The sequence below is a fragment of the Bradyrhizobium sp. Rc2d genome, from assembly GCF_900099855.1.
In the GTDB taxonomy this organism is placed as follows: domain Bacteria; phylum Pseudomonadota; class Alphaproteobacteria; order Rhizobiales; family Xanthobacteraceae; genus Bradyrhizobium.
Window position 1 is genome coordinate 1 of sequence record NZ_FNCU01000070.1, and the last position, 16,858, is coordinate 16,858.

Here is a 16,858-nt window from a genome sequence, read left to right on the forward strand (position 1 = left end):
CGCCACAGGCACCGTGACGGTGACGATCACCGGCACCAACGATGCGGCAACGGTCTCGTCGGACTCCAGGTCCGTCACGGAGGGCGACACCGCGTCGGCGCTGAACACCAGCGGCCAGCTCACCATCAGCGACCCGGACACGGGCGAAGCCCACGTCGTCGCGCAGACCAACCTGCACGGGACCTATGGCGACTTCAGCATCGATGCCAACGGCGCCTGGAGCTACACCGGCAATGGTGCCCACAATGAGCTCACCGCCGGCCAGCAGATGCAGGATCAGTTCACGGTCACCAGCCAGGACGGCACCGCCACAGGCACCGTCACGGTGACGATCACCGGCATCAACGATGCGCCATTAACGGCTACCGACAGCAATGCGGCGGCCAACTCCGTGGCTGAAGGAGCCGCGGCCGGCACGACGGTGGGCATCACCGCGTCGGCGACAGATGTCGACGGACCCTTGGTGACCTACGCGCTGGCCAGCGACACCTCAGGCGGAGGCTTCACCATCAACTCGACCACCGGCGTAGTCACTGTCGCCGATCCGAGCAAGATCAATTACGAGAGCGCGGCGAGTCACGCTTATTCTGTGACGGTGCAGACCTCGGATGGCACGCTGAACAGCCAGCAGACCTTCAGCATCGCCGTGACGGACGTGGCGCCGTCAACGCCGGTCGATGGCAATGCGGCCACCAACACGGTGGCCGAGGGCGCCGCGGCGGGAACGAGCGTCGGCCTCACCGCGTCGGCAACTGATGTCAACGGGCCGGCGGTGAGCTACAGCCTGGTGGGCGACACCTCCAATGGCGGGTTTGCCATCAATGCGACCACCGGCGTGGTGACCGTCGCCGATCCGAGCAAGATAAGTTATGCCGGCAGCGGATCATCTCACAGCTACTCCGTAACCGTGCAGGCATCCGATGGCACGCTGAGCAGTCAGCAGACCTTCAGCGTTGCCGTGACGCAACCGGATACAACGCCGCCGACCGCCTCGGTATCTCATGCATTGAGCCAGAGCCATCAGACCTCCACCTTCACGGTGGCGGCGTCCGATGCGAGCGGCATCAAGACGGTTCAGCTGTTTGACACGATAACACTTTCTGGGAGTGGCACTGCAAACCAGCCAGTCCTGATCTATACGTTCACCGCGGCTGATATCGTGAACGGCAACTATGTTCATACGTTTACAGATGGACTGGCTCCGTTTGCGACCATCAACAACGACACGCATAAGATCAGCGCGGTCGTGACGGACAATGCCAACCTTTCGACCACCGTATTTGATGCCGTGACCTTCAACACTAATGGTGGAAGCGGCGGGAGCACAAAATTCTCGGCTCCGGCCGGTGTCGCTGGATCGCCCATCAACCTCGGCTTGAGTGACCCGACTGGAGGAATGGCAGAGGTGACGCTGACCATCACCGGGATGCTGGAGGGGTGCTCGATCAGTGGGACTACCCACAACCCAGATGGCTCGTGGTCGATCACAACGAGCAATCTCAGCTCGCTGACCGTCACGACCGCCGCAGACTACGTCGGGGCCTTCGTGCTGAACGTGGCAGAGCAATGGACCAATGCGGATGGCAGCATCGGGACAGCGACGATCCTGGACAATCTGGAAGCCTACGCCCCAGGCTCGCCCATCTTCGCCTGGTCGGGCGACGATACGCTGACCGCATCAAGCGGCCATGACACCCTGGTGTTCTCGCAACCGATCGGGAACGACAAGGTCTACAGCTTTGACGTCTCGTCCGACGTTGTCGACCTGATCAGCTACGGCTGGCAGAGCTTCAGCGATGTTCAGGCCCACAGCGCCGATGACGCCAACGGCAATGCCGTCATCACGCTGGGCGACGGCCAGACGATTATATTGGATGGCGTGCATACGGCGGACCTGACGGAGGCGAACTTCGAATTCGATGTCAGCCCGACCGTCCAGAACCCGGGCGCGATGACCGTCGGCGATGGCGCGATGCTGCCGCTCTCCGGCATCGTCGACAACACCGGCACCATCGAGTTGCAGGCATGCGGCAACGACACGCTGCTGCAACTCATCCAGACCGGTCTCAAGCTGGAGGGCGCCGGACATGTCATTCTGTCGGATGATGACCACAACATCATCGCCGGTACGGCGTCGGACGTGATCCTCGACAACGTCGACAACACGATCTCTGGAGCCGGCCAGCTGGGGCAATGCAGCCTGACGCTCAGCAACGAGGGCACTATCCTCGCCAATGGGAGCCATGCGCTGGTGATCGACACCGGGACCAACGTGATCGCGAACGCCGGGACGTTGGAGGCCACCGGCAGCGGCGGTCTCTTGATCAACAGCGCGGTCGCCAATACGGGTCTGTTATGGGCGAACGGTGCCAGCGTTACGGCGCTCGGCGAGGTCAGCGGCTCCGGTGACGCGGAGATCAGCGGCACCGGCACGATCGAGTTTGGAGCGGCTTCCAGCGTCGATGTCATCTTGGATGCAGATGCCACCGGCCACTTGGTCCTGGACGATGCCTTCCATTTCACGGGAACGGTGAGCGGACTGACAGCTGACGATGATATTGATCTCAAGGATGTCAGCTTTGGTGCTGAGACGACCCTGAGCTTCGTCGGGAACCAGGCGGGCACCGGCGGCACCCTGACAGTGTCGGATGGCGCTCACACCGCGAACATCGTGCTGCTCGGCCAATATGATCCGACAGGTTTCACCACGAAAGGAGACGCAACGAGTGGAACCACGATCGTCTATGACCCGCACCACGTCGCCTGAGCAGCATGCAAGTGCCAGCTGCCGGCGTTCCGGGCGATGCGCGCTGCGACGATTTCATTCTGCGCTTTTGAGGTACCGGATTTGATGACCCCGTCCCAAACACATGATCAGCTGCGGCGCCTGCTGAAGCCCTCTCAGGGGCCCTTCGTCACCGCAGCTCTATTCAGCCTGGCGATCAATCTGCTCTATCTGGCCGGGCCATTGTACATGCTGCAGATTTATGACCGGGTCATCTCGAGCGCCAGCGAAATTACCCTGGTCATGCTCACGATTGCGCTGTTGCTGGCACTCGCGACCCTCGCAGGCCTTGACACGGTACGCGTTCGGGTGCTGACGCGCACCAGCCTCCGTCTCGACCGCGACATCGCGCCCAATGTCATGACCGCCATCATCGATCGCGCTACCGGCGGTGCGCGCAGCCATCTGCTGCGCGATTTCGACACCTTCCGCCAGTTCATCACTGGCACCGGAGTTCATGCCATCCTCGATCTGCCCTGGACGCCGATCTATATCGTGGTGATCTTTGGTTTGCATCCCGCGCTGGGCATGTTTGCGCTGGCATGTTCGATTATCCTGATCCTGATGGCCGTCCTCAACGAATGCATCGTCAAGTCGCCGTTGTCGGAGTCGAATGAGGCGGCAAGCCGAAACTACAATTTCACGGAGATGAGCCTGCGCAACACTGAAGTGGTGCGCGCGATGGGCATGACGGCAGGGCTTTTGAAGCGCTGGAGCCGCGATCGCAACCGAATGCTCGAGCGCCAGGCGGTCGCAAGCGATCGCGCGGCCACAATGCAGAGCCTGATCCGCTTTCTGCGACTTGCAATGCAATCCTTGATCCTTGGTCTCGGCGCCTACCTCGTGATCGAGCGGCTGACGACCGCCGGGGCGATGTTTGCCGCAAGCATCCTGCTTGGCCGCGCCTTGCAGCCGGTGGAGCAGATCGTTGGATCATGGCGCGGACTGATCTCGGCGCGCGGTGCATTCTTGCGTCTGCGCGAGCTGTTGGCGGCTCATCACGCGCAGGAAGCCCTGCTCACGCTGCCGAGACCGGAGGGCCGCCTGTCTCTCGAATCGGTGTCCTGCGTCGCATCAGGTGTTGCGAAGCCGATCCTCCGGGGCGTCACCTTTCAGATCGAACCAGGCGAAGTGCTCGGAATCATCGGCCCGTCCGGCGCCGGTAAATCCACACTCGCGCGCCACATCGTGGGCGTGCAGGCCCCATCGGCGGGCACGATTCGCATCGACGGAGCCAATGTTTCGACCTGGATCAAGACCTCGCTCGGCGGCCATCTCGGCTACCTGCCGCAGGACGTCGAACTGTTTGCCGACACCGTTGCGGCAAATATCTGCCGGTTCAATGCCGGGGCAGATCAACAGATCATCTTGGCGGCGCGTATGGCCGGGGTTCACGACATGATCTTGCGACTTCCCCAAGGCTATGACAGCCATGTTGGGGAAGGCGGCGCGGTCCTGTCCGGAGGCTATCGTCAGCGTATTGGTCTTGCACGGGCGGTATACGGCAATCCCAGCCTTGTTGTGCTTGACGAGCCGAGCTCGAATCTGGACTCGGACGGCGATGCCGCTCTCGCCGATTGCATCATGCAACTCAAGAAGCGCGGAACGACAGTGGTGATTATTTCCCATCGGCCGGCCACCATCGGCGTGGCCGACAAGATTCTGGTGCTCCGCGAAGGCGTCGTCGAGATGTTCGGACCACGTGCCGAGATCCTGGCCCGCCTGACGCGGCCTGTACCGGTCCACACGGTCCGTGAAACGGCGGGTTAGGACGTGGCCATGGCCCTGTTGGAATTTGCAAGCCGATCGAAACAACTCGCTGCGGCGCCGGACTGGACGAGCGAGCGGTCGAGGGAGAATGCGCCGAACGACTCCATTCGTGGCGTGGCGCTCACGGGATGGCTGATCATCGTCATCTTTTTTGGCGGTATCGGCACTTGGGCGGTGACGGCGCCGCTTAACGGCGCCGTGGTTGCCAATGCGGTCATCAAGGTCGATGGCAACCGCAAGAGCGTCCAGCACCTCGACGGCGGCATTGTCAAGGAATTGCACGTTCGGGAAGGGGAACGGGTGCTGGCGGGTGATGTCCTGATCGTCCTGGACGATACGCAGGCTCGTGCTGAGTACGAGGTACTCACGCAACAATACGCCGTGCTTCGTGCGACGGAAGTGCGGCTCCTGACGGAGCTCGATCATGAATCCGAGCTGGCTATGCCGAACGACTTGAGAGCGCGCTCTGATGACCCCTATTTCAAGAGCGTTTGGAGCGGTCAGCATAATCAGTTCGAAAGTCGGCGAGCGTCACTCGAGGGGCAACGAAGCGTCATTCGCGAGAAGATCAACCAGCTTGGGTCGCAGATCGTGGGCGCGGAGGCTCAGGTCAAGGCTTTCACCGACCAGATAAACTCTGTCCGCAACGAGGCACAGGATATAGCCCCGCTTGTTGAACGAGGCCTGATTGCCCGCCCGCGAATTCTCCAGCTGGAGCGAACGGCGTACGGTTTGGAAGGCCAGATCGCCGACACAAAAGCCAGCATCGCGAAGGCGCGCCAGGCGATCGCCGAACAGGAGCAGCAGATCGCCCAACTCGACAATGATCGGATGACAGATGTCACCAAGGATCTGCGCGACACGCAGGCCAGATTGCTCGAGGTCATTCCGAAGGCGCTGAGTGCAAAATCGGTACTTGGTCGCATGGAAATTCGGGCGCCCTATACCGGCCGGGTGGTGGGATTGAGCGTATTCGCCGTCGGAGGCGTCATCCAGCGCGGCGATAGGATCCTCGATATCGTGCCGGCTGAGGACGCACTCACCATCGAAGCACAAATTGCCGTCGAGGACATCAGCGACGTGCATCCCGATATGCGGGCTGAAGTCCATCTCACCGCCTACAAGCAGCGCATTGTCCCAATCATTCATGGCGACGTCATTCAGGTCTCGGCCGACCGCCTCACTGATCCAAAGACGAATGCGTCGTACTACACGGCCTTTGTCCGGATTAACCAGGCTGAACTGACGGGCATGCCGAACATTCGCTTGTATCCTGGGATGCCGGCGACTGTTATGATCCCGACCATTCAACGAACCGCGTTCGAGTACATCGTCGGGCCGCTCGCAATGTCATTCAATCAATCGTTCCGACAGAAATAACGCGACCGCGCGGGTGATCGAAGAGGCAGCAACAGCCGCGACGCGGCCAAATCCTTTTAGCGGCCTTCATAGATCTAAACCACTCCAGTGCCGGCCGCAGCAGCTGCTATGCTCGCAACTTAAGAAGCTGCTTGCAGGCGAGAAACCACCAAAATGGAAGCCGATCAAGCCGCGTGCAATATCGCCGACGGCAAGTGGTCCTAAACGCCGGTGCGGAAACGCACCAACGCGCAAAAGCATGCGTGGCAGTGAAGTCGATGCGTCAATCGTTCTTAACAACGAAGCCGACCATGCGACATTCATCGCACAAGGGGACCGGCTTCCTGGATCCCGATGAGAAGGAGTTGCCCCGCGGCGCGTAGCTTCTCAGCTGCCTTGGCATTTTCTTCGGATGTTGTGGTCGTCCAAGCGTATTCTATAGCGGGTTTGCAAGCTGCAAATGCCTTGCTGACAGCTTCAATTTGCCTACTGATCTCCAATGCCTTCTCTGATTGGCCTTTGCCTTGCCGAGGCCTGTTAGCACCTCGGCAGAAGTCTCCTGAGTGACTTCAGTAGGCAAATGCTCTCTAGGTTATTGAGAATCATTCAATTTAAGCCAATTTCACGCGGCCAAAGATAGCGCTTGCAGCAAGGACCACACGGTTTTGCCGTACGCGCGGTTCGCCTGCGCCACAGGGTTCGACGGCGTTGTGCACGTTGCCATCGAAATGCTGGCGCGACGAACCTGACAGCGCCGTCCGTCCGCGCGAAGCCTTAGGGCTCACGGAGAGCAATCCGCCCTGCCCTTAGCTCTCGCGCCCGACGCTGCCGCGTCCACCGCAAGCCCGACTCTACGATCATCACGACACATGATCGCCCCTCAAGGGTGAGCCGGGATGGGCGACACATACGACAAATCCGAATTTCGGTAAAGGTGAATATTTTTGCGAGCTGGGATTGACTGAGGGGCGACACAGCAATAAGGGGCGGTGCAAAGCACCACCCCTTTTGGGCGAAAACGACCGCTTAAGACGAAAACGATCGTTTAATATGGCTGGTAATAGTAGCGCGGACCGTAATAAGGACCGCCGCCGTAATAGCCCGGGCCGCCGTAGTAAGGACCCGGGCCATAATAATAGCGGTTCTCATAGTACTCGCGGCGCTGACTCTCGGCGATCGCGCCTCCGATCAGACCCGCCGCCATGCCCATGAAGGCGAGACCTGCGGCGTTCGGCCCGCGTCGATAGTAATGGCGGCGTCGGGCGGCGCTGAAATCAGTAACGTCGGAGGAGCCCTGCCCTGCCGTGACACTCTTTGCGGACACCGCCGTGGCCGGTGCTGAGGACGCCGCTGCCGAGGGCGATACGGGGGCTGCGACCATTGCCAGGCTTGCGAACGCGGCCAGGACCATGTTGCGGCGGGCTGCGGGAATCATCGGTCCTTCGCTCATTTTGACCTTCCTCTATTCTCGCCTCTGTTCTCGCCAAAGCGACATAAGCAACGACACGTAACTCGCAAACCACTGAAATGGTTTCCTGATCGCGGCGATCTGCCACGCCTTGAACGATTGTAAACCGAACGATCAGATCCAGCTTGAACCATCCAACCTGAGCGGATAATGAACAGCCGCGCCGTTTTTCGGTCGCCGTAAGCGTGTCACGTGAACCAACGCATCAACCGACGCCGTCGGAATCGATGCCATTTTCGAAGGTTCAATGTGATCGACGCGTCCTTTTTCCTCGAAAGAAATCAGATGATTGCGGTTCGTAAACTGCCGGCGCGCTATGCGCCGATCGTGATGCCATTCGTGCTGTCCATCCTCATGACGGCGGTGGTGTCAGTCATTTCGACGCTGCGAAGCCTCGGCGCAACGCCGGCCTTCCTGGCAACCTGGCCCGGCGCCTGGGGGCTGTCATGGCTCGTCGCTTTCCCGACGCTGCTCGTGGTGCTGCCGCTGGTCCGCCGGATCGTGGCCTGCCTCGTCGCCGCCCCACCTCAACCAGGCCAATAGCCGGAGCGCCCCTACGACAGCGCCCCCAGCACGCCGCGCGTCGCCTTGTCGATCTCCTCGACATAGCGGCGGCGCGCGAAGTTCTCGGTGAGGAAGCCGACCACCTTGCGGCTGTCGGTGGAATCGACCACCGCCAGCATCTCGGCTTCGGCCTCGTCGAACACCGCCATCGCCGACTTCACGTTCATTTCCGGGATCAGCACGATGTCGATCAGGCGGGCGAGCTCGATCACCTGGATTTCGTCGGCGATGGTGTCGAGATCGCTGGAGAACAGGTCGGGCAGCAGGACGAGGCCGACATATTCGTCCGCATTATTGACGATGACGATACCAGGCCGCGAGCCCAGCGCGAATTCGCGGCGCACGGCCGCGATCGTCGTGGTCGACGGCACCTTGCCGACGTCCGAGCGCATCAGCCGCTCGACGGTGAGATTGCGCAGCCAGCCGACGTCGTTGGCGCTGCGGATGGTCTCGCCGCGCAGATGCAGGCGCCAGGTCGAGAAGGAGTGGCCGAACATGAAACGGACGCAGATCGAGGTAACGATGCAGCCGGCCAGCACCACGGCGGTGACGTCGACATTGCGCGTCATCTCGAGAACGAGGAACGACATGGTCAAGGGGCCGCCGACGATGGCGACGCCGAGCGTCGCCATGCCGGTCAGCATCGCGACCAGCGGATCGATCACGAAGTTCGGGCTGATCAAGAGCAGCAGCGCGGCAAAAAACTTGCCGATCAGGCTGCCGACGAACAGCGAGGCGAAGAACAGGCCGCCACGGAAGCCCGAGGCGAGCGAGATCAGGCAGGCCGTCACCTTCAGGGCGATGATCAGCGCGATCAGGCCGATCGTCATGTCGTGAAAGAGATCGAGCACCATGGCGCCGTGGCCGGCGGCCAGCACCTGCGGCGTGACAATCGCGAAGCCGCCGACGATGAGGCCGCCGATCACCGGACGCAGCCAGACCGGCATCCAGGCGAACAGGCGCTCGAACGTCGGCGAGGAGCGCATCACGGCGATGCCGACGCCGCTGGTGACGAGGGCAAGCCCGATCAGGGCCAGGTACTGCTCGACACCGACGGCGCTGACCTTCGGTATCTCCAGCGAGTACGGCGCGCCGCCCAGCCATTGCGCGGTCAGGGCGCCCGCGAGCGAGGCCGCCAGGATCGGAGCGGCACTGCCGACCGAATAGACGCCGACGATCAGCTCACAGGCGTAGAAGGCGCCGGTGATCGGCGCGCCGAACGCCGCCGCGATCGCGGCGGCAGCGCCGCAGCCGACCATCAGGCGCATATCGTTACGGCGGAGATTGAAAAACTTGCCGAGCAGCGCGGCGATACCTGAGCCGATCTGGGTATAGCCGGCTTCGAGGCCGACCGAAGCGCCGCAGCCGTTGGAGATCAAGGTCTGGCTCGACACCACCAGGCTGTCGCGCATCGAGAGATTGCCGCCGCGCAGCGCGTTGGCCTCGATCGGGTCGACCGCGTTCGAGATCTTCATGCGCCGCCGCGACCATTCCATGATGCCGAGCGAGAACCCGCCGAGCGCCGGCGCGATCAGTGCCGCCCAGGGACTGACGCTCGCATTGGACGAGAGGCGGACATCGACGGGGATGCCGTAGATCACGACGTGCGCGATCTGGGCGATCTCGGCCATCAGCGTCACGATCGCGCCCGCCAGCGTGCCGATCACGAGTGCGAGCGGGATCAGGTAGAACTCGTTGCTGCGCAGCAGGGCACGCAGCCGAACCATGGTGCGGTTCGTTCTCTTGCTATCGATCAGATGTCTGATTCGAACGAACACCTTCTGCCCGCCCTACCCTTCCGACAGGCCGTAGCCGGCCATGCGGACGCTGATATTGCCAGAGGTGCCCTGGTGGATGCCGAGCGCATTCATGCGGCGGCAGGCGTCGATGATGGCCTGTCTCTTGTCGAGCTCGTCCGCTGTCATCGACATCTCTCTTCTTCTCGGCTTCTTGGCGATGAACGTCAGAGGGGAAGTACGGCAAAGCAATGTCGCAGTGCAAGCGAAAGCGACCTGATCGGGCGCCATCTTGCCGACGGATCCGCGGCTCCTCGAAATGAACCGTAAAATCAATAAATTAACAGATTGTCGCACCCCTACGACAGGCTCGCCCGAACGGCTGCAATGCCGTTGATGACGAACTGCACCGAATAAGCGGCGAGCAGCATGCCCAGCACGCGCGAGAGCACGGCATTTCCGGTGCGCCCGAGGGTACGGGCGATCAGGCTCGCGGAGACGAAGCACAGCATGCAGAGCAGGCAGACCGAGAGCACCACGGCGATGATGATCACGAGCCTCGCCCCATAGCCGGCATCGCCCGCCAGCAGCAGCGTGGTCGCGATCGCGCCGGGGCCGGCCATCATGGGAATGGCGAGCGGAAACACCGCGACATCGGAGGCATGCTCGGATGTCGCCTTGTCGGCCTCCCGGGCCTCGCGATGCGGACGGTCACCGAAGATCATCTGATACGAGACACCGAACAGCAGCAGCCCGCCGGCGATCTGGAAGGCGGGAATGCCGATCCCGAGCTGGCGGAGCAGGCCGTTTCCGACCAGCGCGATCACGACCAGGATCGAGGCAGCGATCAGCGGCGCCCGCAACGCGACCGTTCGCTTGATCTTGTCGGGCATGCCGGCGGTGGCGGCCAGAAAGGCCGGCGCAAGGCCGACGGGATCGACCACCAGCAGCAGCGTCACGAAGGCCGACAGGGCGAAATCGATCATGTCTCGGGAGGCTCCGCGGAAGGAACGATGGCAGGCGGACTGACTTAGCCCGGCAGAACCATTTTGGAAATCACTGGAGACGATCAATGAGCGACAGTGGAATCGGAATGCTGCTCGGCCATCTCTCGGCCAACCTGCTCTGGCTCTGGTTCATTGGAGCCTTCCTGCTCGGCGCGGTCCTCGTCTACGGCGTGATGAAGGCCGGACGCCTGCGGCGCAGCGAACGCGCGCAGCTCGACCGCAACACCGAGGCCCGGCAACGGCAGGAGGATCCCTACAAGCATCCAACCTGAGAGATCGCCGTGAGCGCCGGTTGCAGTTTGGAACTTTCGTTTTTCCAAGGGCTTTGACCGGCTGAGGATTGAGGGAGGCGACGCCTTCCCGTGTGACCTCAAGAGGAGGACGTATGGCTAAACGAGCGAAGAAACGCACAACCAAGAAGACCGCGGCGCGCCGACCGCGTCAGGCGCCGAAGATGCTCAGCGACCTGTTCCTGGAGACGCTGAAGGACATCTATTTCGCGGAGAACAAGATCATCAAGACGCTGCCGAAGATGGCCAAGGCTGCGCATTCGAAGGATCTTGCGGCGGCCTTCAACAAGCATCTGCGCGAGACCCAGGGCCAGGTCAAACGTCTCGACCAGGTCTTCAAGATGCTGGGCAAGCCCGCACGTGGCAAGACTTGCGAGGCCATCAACGGCATCACCGACGAGGGCGCCGAGATCATGAAGGCGTTCAAGAACGCCCCTGCCCTCGACGCCGGTCTGCTCGCGGCGGCGCAAGCCGTGGAGCACTACGAAATCTCCCGCTACGGCACGCTGCGGACCTGGGCCGAGGAGCTCGGCATGCAGGATGCGGCGAGGCTGCTCCAGGAGACGTTGCACGAGGAAGAGGCGACCGACCACACGCTGACCGAGCTAGCGACGTCCGTGATCAACCTCGAAGCGGAAGACGAGTACCGCGCGGCGGCCTGAGCCGCACGCGCGCAAGGAAAGACGCCGCGGTCCGGGCCGCGGCGTTTGCCTGTTCGGGATCACACGATGGCGCATGGCACGCCCGCGTCGTCGGGCTGGATTTCCGCGGAACCCGCCCCATATGCAGCCTTTCCCACCGCCGAGTCCGCATCATGCAACCCAAAAATCCCCTCGACTGGATGCTGTCCGAAGCCCTGGACTCGCTGACCCGCGCCGAACGGCTGCGCCAGCAGTTCGGCCGCCAGGAAGCCTGTTGGGAGCCGCCGATCGACGTGCTCGAAACCGAGCATGAGCTCCTGATTCTGGTCGCGCTTCCCGGCGTCAATCCGGACAATGTCGAGACGGTGATCCATGACGGCGCGCTCGTCATCTCCGGCCAGCGCACCCTTCCGCCGGAGCTTCGCAACGCCCGCATCCACCGGCTCGAGCTACCGCAGGGCCGCTTCGAGCGGCGCATCGCGCTCCCCCTTGGCCGCTACGCCATCAGCCGCTTCGTGATGGACGGCTGCGTTGCGCTGCGTCTCGCCAAATCCTGAGGTCGATCATGGCCACCGAACAGATGAATAACGCCCAGACCGATTCCCAAAACAACTCCGACGTGAAGATCCCCGAAGACGCACTGATTATCATCCCCGTGCGCGAGATGGTGCTGTTCCCCGGTGCGATCGCGCCGATTTCGATCGGCCGGGCAAAGTCCATCGCCGCCGCACAGCAGGCGCTGCGCGAGCAGCGGCCGGTCGGCATCGTCCTGCAACGCAGCCCCGAGATCGACGAGCCCGGCCCGGACGACCTCTACCGGGTCGCGACCATCGCCAATATCGTGCGCTACATCACCGCGCCCGACGGCACTCACCACATCGTCTGCCAGGGCGTGCAGCGCGCGCGCATCCTCGACTTCCTGCCGGGGACGCCGTTCCCGGCCGCGCGCATCCAGCAGATCCCCGAGCCGACCACGACCTCGCCCGAGATCGAGGCACGCGCGCTGAACCTGCAGCGCCTGGCCATCGAGGCGATCGAGCTGCTGCCGCAGGCCCCGCCCGAGCTGGCCGCGATGTTCCAGGGCACCAGCGCGCCCGGCGCGCTGGCGGACCTGGCGACCTCGTTCATGGACATCAAGCCGCAGGACAAGCAGGAGGTGCTGGAGACCATCGACCTCGCCTTGCGCGTCGAGAAGGTGTCGAAGCACCTGGCCGAACGGCTGGAGGTGCTGCGCATCAGCAACGAAATCGGCCAGAAGACCCGCGCCAGCTTCGACGAGCGGCAGCGCGAGGCGATCCTGCGCGAGCAGATGGCGACCATCCAGCGCCAGCTCGGCGAAGGCGACGGCAAGGCGGCCGAGGTCGCCGAGCTGACGGCTGCCATCGCCAAGGCCAACATGCCGCCCGAGGCGGATGCGCACGCCAAGAAGGAGCTGCGCCGCTACGAGCGCATGCCGGAGGCCGCCGGTGAAGCCGGCATGGTCCGCACCTATCTCGACTGGCTGATCGAGCTGCCCTGGGCGCTGCCCGCGGAGAAGCCGATCGACATCAAGGAGGCGCGCCGCATCCTCGATGACGACCATTTCGGCCTCGAGAAGATCAAGAGCCGGATCATCGAATATCTGGCGGTGCGCAAGCTCGCTCCGCAGGGCAAGGCGCCGATCCTGTGCTTCGTCGGCCCGCCCGGCGTCGGCAAGACCTCGCTCGGCCAATCCATCGCACGCGCGATGGATCGCCCCTTCGTACGCGTCAGCCTCGGCGGCGTGCATGACGAGGCGGAGATCCGCGGCCACCGGCGCACCTATATCGGCGCGCTGCCCGGCAACATCATCCAGGGCATCAAGAAGGCGGGCGCCCGCAACTGCGTGATGATGCTGGACGAGATCGACAAGATGGGCCGCGGTGTGCAGGGCGATCCTTCCGCCGCGATGCTGGAGGTGCTCGACCCCGAACAGAACGGGACGTTCCGGGACAATTACCTGGGCGTGCCCTTCGACCTGTCGCGCGTGGTGTTCATCGCGACCGCCAACATGCTGGACCAGATCCCGGGTCCGCTGCTCGACCGCATGGAGCTGATCAGCCTCGCCGGCTACACCGAGGAGGAGAAGCTGGAGATCGCGCGGCGCTACCTGGTGCGGCGCCAGCTGGAGGCCAACGGCCTCTCGGCCGAACAGGCCGAGATCGAGCCGGAGGCGCTGAAGCTGATCGTCAAGAGCTACACCCGCGAGGCCGGCGTGCGTAACCTCGAGCGCGAGATCGGCAAGGTGTTCCGGCATGCCGCGGTGCAGGTCGCCGAGGGCACGACCGCGAAGGTCGTGGTGAGCCCGAAAGACATCGCCACCGTGCTCGGCCAGCCGCGCTTCGAGGGCGAGATCGCGCTACGCACCAGCGTTCCCGGCGTTGCCACCGGCCTCGCCTGGACGCCGGTCGGCGGCGACATCCTGTTCATCGAGGCCTCGCGCGTGCCCGGCCGGGGCGGGCTGATCCTGACCGGTCAGCTCGGCGACGTCATGCGCGAGAGCGTGCAAGCTGCGCTGACGCTGGTGAAGAGCCGAGCCACCCAGCTCGGCATCGATCCGCAGCTGTTCGAGAAGAGCGACATCCACGTTCACGTTCCCGCGGGCGCGACCCCGAAGGACGGGCCGAGCGCGGGCGTTGCGATGTTCACGGCGCTGACGTCCCTGCTCACCAATCGCACGGTGCGCAGCGACACCGCGATGACCGGCGAGATCTCGCTGCGCGGCCTGGTGCTGCCGGTCGGCGGCATCAAGGAGAAGGTGGTGGCTGCGGCCGCGGCCGGATTGAAGCGGGTGATGCTGCCGGCGCGCAACAAGCGGGATTACGACGACATCCCGAAGAGCGCGCGGGACAACCTCGAATTCATCTGGCTGGAACGCGTGGACGAAGCCATCGCCGCGGCGCTCGAGCCGGCCGATGCCAAGGTCGAGGCAGCGGAGTAATGCGATGAGCGGATTGCTGGAAAGAGCGAAGCGATCACGGAAAACGCAGCGGCTGCGCCAGCTGCTCGATCGCGCCATCGACCGGGTTCGCGATGCGCTGGCGGCGCCAGGACCGCGGCTTCAGCCGGTCCCGGTCCGGGTGAAGCGCCGCAAGGGTTGAGCCCTCCGTCTCGAGCCCTCGCGGCAGCCCCAAATAAAAGGCCCCCTCCTACCCGAGGGGGCCTTTGCGTTGTCAGGCCACGGCGTCCTTGGCAGCCTTGACCGGGCGGGCGCGGACGATCTTCCGGGCCGGCTTGGCCTTGAACATCATCTCTTCACCCGTGAACGGGTTGGTGCCCTTGCGCGCCTTGGTGGCGGGCTTCTTGATGACCACGAACTTGGCGAAGCCCGGCACCAGGAACAGGCCGTTCTTCTTGAGCTCCTTGTGACCGACGTCGGTCAGCGTCTCCATGACGCTCTTGACGTCACGCTTGGAAAGCTCGGTGGCGGTCGCAATCTTTTCGATCAGCTGCGATTTGGACATTTGGGTTGGCATCGTGTCTCCTCTGATTCGTTGCCGGTTGCATATTAGACCAAGCGGCGAAGGCCTATAGCCTTCTTCACAGTTTTATCGCGTTTTTACGGGCTTTTTTGGCCCTCTGTGACAAAAAACCCTGCATTTTAGCTGCTTCCGGAGCGAAAGGAGCCTCAGGCAGCGGTTTTTGCCTTGTTTCAAAGGCCCGCAAGCCACCTTGCTAAAGCTGATTCGATGCTTTCGACAAGCGACGACCGGCCTCTTTGCCGGAGGCCGGTCGCGATTCACCCTGAAAAATAAGGGTTAGATGCGCTCGATGATGACCGCCGGCGCCATGCCGCCGGCCGCGCACATGGTGACGAGACCGCGCTTGAGGTCGCGCCGTTCGAGCTCGTCGAGCACGGTGCCGATCAGGATCGTGCCGGTCGCGCCGATGGGATGGCCGAGCGCGATCGAGCCGCCATTGACGTTGACCTTGGCGCGGTCGAGCTTGAGATCACGGATGTATTTTTCCGCAACCACAGCAAAGGCCTCGTTGATCTCGAACAGGTCGATGTCGTCGATGGTCAGCCCGGCCTTCGCCAGCACCTTGCGCGTCGCGGGTACCGGCGCGTTCAGCATCAGGGTCGGCGAGTCCCCCATGTTGGCCATCGCCACCACGCGGGCGCGCGGCCTGAGGCCATGCGCCTTGGCATAGGCCGGCGAGGCCAGCAGGATCGCGGCGGCGCCGTCGACGACGCCGGACGAGTTGCCGGCGTGATGCACGAAGTCGATCTTCAGGTCCGGATATTTTTGCAGGATCAGGCCGCGATAGGTCGTGCCCTTGTCGTTGAGCGCGTAGTCGGCGATCGCCGGAAACGCCGGCTTCAGGTTGCTCAGGCCCTCCATCGTGGTCTGCGGGCGCGGATACTCGTCGTGGTCGAGCGCAAGGCTGCCGTCCTCGCGGTGGACGGGCACGAGGCTCTTCTTGAAGTGGCCGGTCGCGATCGCATGCGCGGCACGTTTCTGGCTTTCGAGGCCGAGCGCGTCGACGTCCTGCCGCGTGATGCCTTCCAGCGTCGCGATCGCGTCCGCACAGACGCCCTGATGCGACTGCGGGTGCCGCGCGCGCAGGCGCAGATTGCCGCCATCCATCATCATCGGACCGCCGCCACGGCGTCCCTCCATCGACATCATCTCGCAGCCGCCGGCGATGACGAGGTCTTCCGCGCCTGCCATGATCGAGCTTGCGGCCATGCTGACGCTGGTGATGCCGGAGCCGCAGAAGCGGTCGAGCGTCACGGCGCTAGCGCGCACGTCATAGCCGGCATCGAGCGCCGACATCCGGCCGAGATCGCCGCTTTGCGTTGCGACCTGCGCGCTGCAGCCCCAGACGATGTCGTCGACATCGGCGGTGTCGATGCCGGTGCGGTCGGCGAGCGCGCGCAGCACGGTTGCGCCGAGCTGCTGCGGATGAATGCCCGAGAGGGCTCCCTTGCCGGCCTTGCCGATGCCCCGCGGGGTCCGGCAGGCATCGATGATCAGCGCTTCAGCCATTGGCGTTGTCCTCTTGTTTATGGGTGTTGAGAGGCGTTGTGAATCAGGGGGACTGGTGAGTCAATGCGTGGTGGCTCGCCTCGCCTCTCCCCGCGTGCGGGGGGAGCCTGGATTTTACGCGCAGCGGAAAATCCAGGTGAGGGGGAGCTTCAGCAAGGACGGTGGCAGTTGGACTCGTGGGTAGTGCCCCTCACCCCGACCCTCTCCCCGTAAGAACGGGGAGAGGCGA

Annotated in this window: 14 protein-coding genes and 1 pseudogene; 9 read left to right on the forward strand and 6 right to left on the reverse strand. The window is 63.3% G+C overall.

Features of this window, described 5'->3' with window-relative positions; genetic code table 11:
- The first annotated feature begins 13 nt into the window (after window positions 1-13).
- From BLV07_RS42295 to BLV07_RS42305, 3 genes are all read left to right on the forward strand, one after another.
- Window positions 14-2,767, forward strand: a complete 2,754-nt coding sequence (locus BLV07_RS42295; protein WP_143035694.1) for a beta strand repeat-containing protein — start codon at window positions 14-16, stop codon at window positions 2,765-2,767.
- A gap of 84 nt (window positions 2,768-2,851) precedes the next feature.
- Window positions 2,852-4,555 carry a type I secretion system permease/ATPase gene (locus BLV07_RS42300; RefSeq protein WP_091898367.1) on the forward strand — a complete coding sequence of 568 codons (1,704 nt, stop codon included), beginning with the start codon at window positions 2,852-2,854 and terminating at the stop codon, window positions 4,553-4,555.
- Window positions 4,556-4,564: 9 nt separating this feature from the next.
- Window positions 4,565-5,935 carry an HlyD family type I secretion periplasmic adaptor subunit gene (locus BLV07_RS42305; protein ID WP_091898369.1) on the forward strand — a complete coding sequence of 457 codons (1,371 nt, stop codon included), beginning with the start codon at window positions 4,565-4,567 and terminating at the stop codon, window positions 5,933-5,935.
- Window positions 5,936-6,959: 1,024 nt separating this feature from the next.
- Here the strand turns inward: BLV07_RS42305 and BLV07_RS42310 are convergent.
- Complete coding sequence (locus tag BLV07_RS42310) at window positions 6,960-7,364, reverse strand: hypothetical protein (protein ID WP_091898371.1); 405 nt, start codon at window positions 7,362-7,364, stop codon at window positions 6,960-6,962.
- A gap of 303 nt (window positions 7,365-7,667) precedes the next feature.
- Here BLV07_RS42310 and BLV07_RS42315 point away from each other — a divergent pair, with 303 nt between their 5' ends.
- Complete coding sequence (locus BLV07_RS42315) at window positions 7,668-7,925, forward strand: DUF2798 domain-containing protein (protein ID WP_091898414.1); 258 nt, start codon at window positions 7,668-7,670, stop codon at window positions 7,923-7,925.
- 11 nt (window positions 7,926-7,936) lie between these two features.
- On the opposite strand, the gene BLV07_RS42320 is transcribed toward BLV07_RS42315, so the two are convergent.
- The 3 genes and pseudogenes from BLV07_RS42320 to BLV07_RS42325 form a co-directional block, all read right to left on the reverse strand.
- Window positions 7,937-9,724: a chloride channel protein gene (locus tag BLV07_RS42320; RefSeq protein ID WP_091898373.1), complete on the reverse strand. Its 1,788-nt coding sequence runs from the start codon at window positions 9,722-9,724 to the stop codon at window positions 7,937-7,939.
- 42 nt (window positions 9,725-9,766) lie between these two features.
- Window positions 9,767-9,877 (reverse strand): annotated as a pseudogene (locus tag BLV07_RS47090) (class II aldolase/adducin family protein); the annotation flags it as partial.
- A 164-nt stretch (window positions 9,878-10,041) separates the two neighbouring features.
- Window positions 10,042-10,668: a MarC family protein gene (locus BLV07_RS42325; protein ID WP_091898375.1), complete on the reverse strand. Its 627-nt coding sequence runs from the start codon at window positions 10,666-10,668 to the stop codon at window positions 10,042-10,044.
- Between the two features lie 86 nt (window positions 10,669-10,754).
- Between BLV07_RS42325 and BLV07_RS42330 the strand changes: the two genes are divergently transcribed.
- From BLV07_RS42330 to BLV07_RS48175, 5 genes are all read left to right on the forward strand, one after another.
- Window positions 10,755-10,961, forward strand: a complete 207-nt coding sequence (locus BLV07_RS42330; RefSeq protein WP_091898377.1) for a hypothetical protein — start codon at window positions 10,755-10,757, stop codon at window positions 10,959-10,961.
- Between the two features lie 113 nt (window positions 10,962-11,074).
- On the forward strand, window positions 11,075-11,641 hold the full coding sequence (locus tag BLV07_RS42335; RefSeq protein WP_091898379.1) for a YciE/YciF ferroxidase family protein: 567 nt from the start codon (window positions 11,075-11,077) through the stop codon (window positions 11,639-11,641).
- 152 nt (window positions 11,642-11,793) lie between these two features.
- The gene (locus tag BLV07_RS42340; RefSeq protein ID WP_011088914.1) at window positions 11,794-12,177 is read left to right on the forward strand and encodes an Hsp20/alpha crystallin family protein; all 384 of its coding nucleotides are present in this window, start codon (window positions 11,794-11,796) and stop codon (window positions 12,175-12,177) included.
- Between the two features lie 8 nt (window positions 12,178-12,185).
- Window positions 12,186-14,579, forward strand: coding sequence for an endopeptidase La (gene lon / locus BLV07_RS42345; RefSeq protein ID WP_091898381.1), 2,394 nt, complete (start codon window positions 12,186-12,188; stop codon window positions 14,577-14,579).
- A 4-nt stretch (window positions 14,580-14,583) separates the two neighbouring features.
- Window positions 14,584-14,739: a hypothetical protein gene (locus tag BLV07_RS48175; RefSeq protein ID WP_164934584.1), complete on the forward strand. Its 156-nt coding sequence runs from the start codon at window positions 14,584-14,586 to the stop codon at window positions 14,737-14,739.
- Between the two features lie 72 nt (window positions 14,740-14,811).
- On the opposite strand, the gene BLV07_RS42350 is transcribed toward BLV07_RS48175, so the two are convergent.
- Both BLV07_RS42350 and BLV07_RS42355 read right to left on the reverse strand, forming a co-directional pair.
- Complete coding sequence (locus BLV07_RS42350; protein ID WP_084805933.1) at window positions 14,812-15,114, reverse strand: HU family DNA-binding protein; 303 nt, start codon at window positions 15,112-15,114, stop codon at window positions 14,812-14,814.
- A gap of 282 nt (window positions 15,115-15,396) precedes the next feature.
- Entirely contained in the window at window positions 15,397-16,629 is a 1,233-nt protein-coding gene (locus BLV07_RS42355; protein WP_091898383.1) for an acetyl-CoA C-acetyltransferase, read from the reverse strand.
- Window positions 16,630-16,858: the final 229 nt, after the last annotated feature.

What these genes read in the sequence shown, in the direction of transcription:
- BLV07_RS42300 (WP_091898367.1), top strand. Translation starts at nt 2,852, where the DNA reads ATGACCCCGTCCCAAACACATGATCAGCTGCGGCGCCTGCTGAAGCCC.
- BLV07_RS42355 (WP_091898383.1), bottom strand. Translation starts at nt 16,629, where the DNA reads ATGGCTGAAGCGCTGATCATCGATGCCTGCCGGACCCCGCGGGGCATC.
- BLV07_RS48175 (WP_164934584.1), top strand. Translation starts at nt 14,584, where the DNA reads ATGAGCGGATTGCTGGAAAGAGCGAAGCGATCACGGAAAACGCAGCGG.
- BLV07_RS42340 (WP_011088914.1), top strand. Translation starts at nt 11,794, where the DNA reads ATGCAACCCAAAAATCCCCTCGACTGGATGCTGTCCGAAGCCCTGGAC.
- BLV07_RS42310 (WP_091898371.1), bottom strand. Translation starts at nt 7,364, where the DNA reads ATGAGCGAAGGACCGATGATTCCCGCAGCCCGCCGCAACATGGTCCTG.
- lon (WP_091898381.1), top strand. Translation starts at nt 12,186, where the DNA reads ATGGCCACCGAACAGATGAATAACGCCCAGACCGATTCCCAAAACAAC.
- BLV07_RS42315 (WP_091898414.1), top strand. Translation starts at nt 7,668, where the DNA reads ATGATTGCGGTTCGTAAACTGCCGGCGCGCTATGCGCCGATCGTGATG.
- BLV07_RS42330 (WP_091898377.1), top strand. Translation starts at nt 10,755, where the DNA reads ATGAGCGACAGTGGAATCGGAATGCTGCTCGGCCATCTCTCGGCCAAC.
- BLV07_RS42350 (WP_084805933.1), bottom strand. Translation starts at nt 15,114, where the DNA reads ATGCCAACCCAAATGTCCAAATCGCAGCTGATCGAAAAGATTGCGACC.
- BLV07_RS42325 (WP_091898375.1), bottom strand. Translation starts at nt 10,668, where the DNA reads ATGATCGATTTCGCCCTGTCGGCCTTCGTGACGCTGCTGCTGGTGGTC.
- BLV07_RS42305 (WP_091898369.1), top strand. Translation starts at nt 4,565, where the DNA reads ATGGCCCTGTTGGAATTTGCAAGCCGATCGAAACAACTCGCTGCGGCG.
- BLV07_RS42335 (WP_091898379.1), top strand. Translation starts at nt 11,075, where the DNA reads ATGGCTAAACGAGCGAAGAAACGCACAACCAAGAAGACCGCGGCGCGC.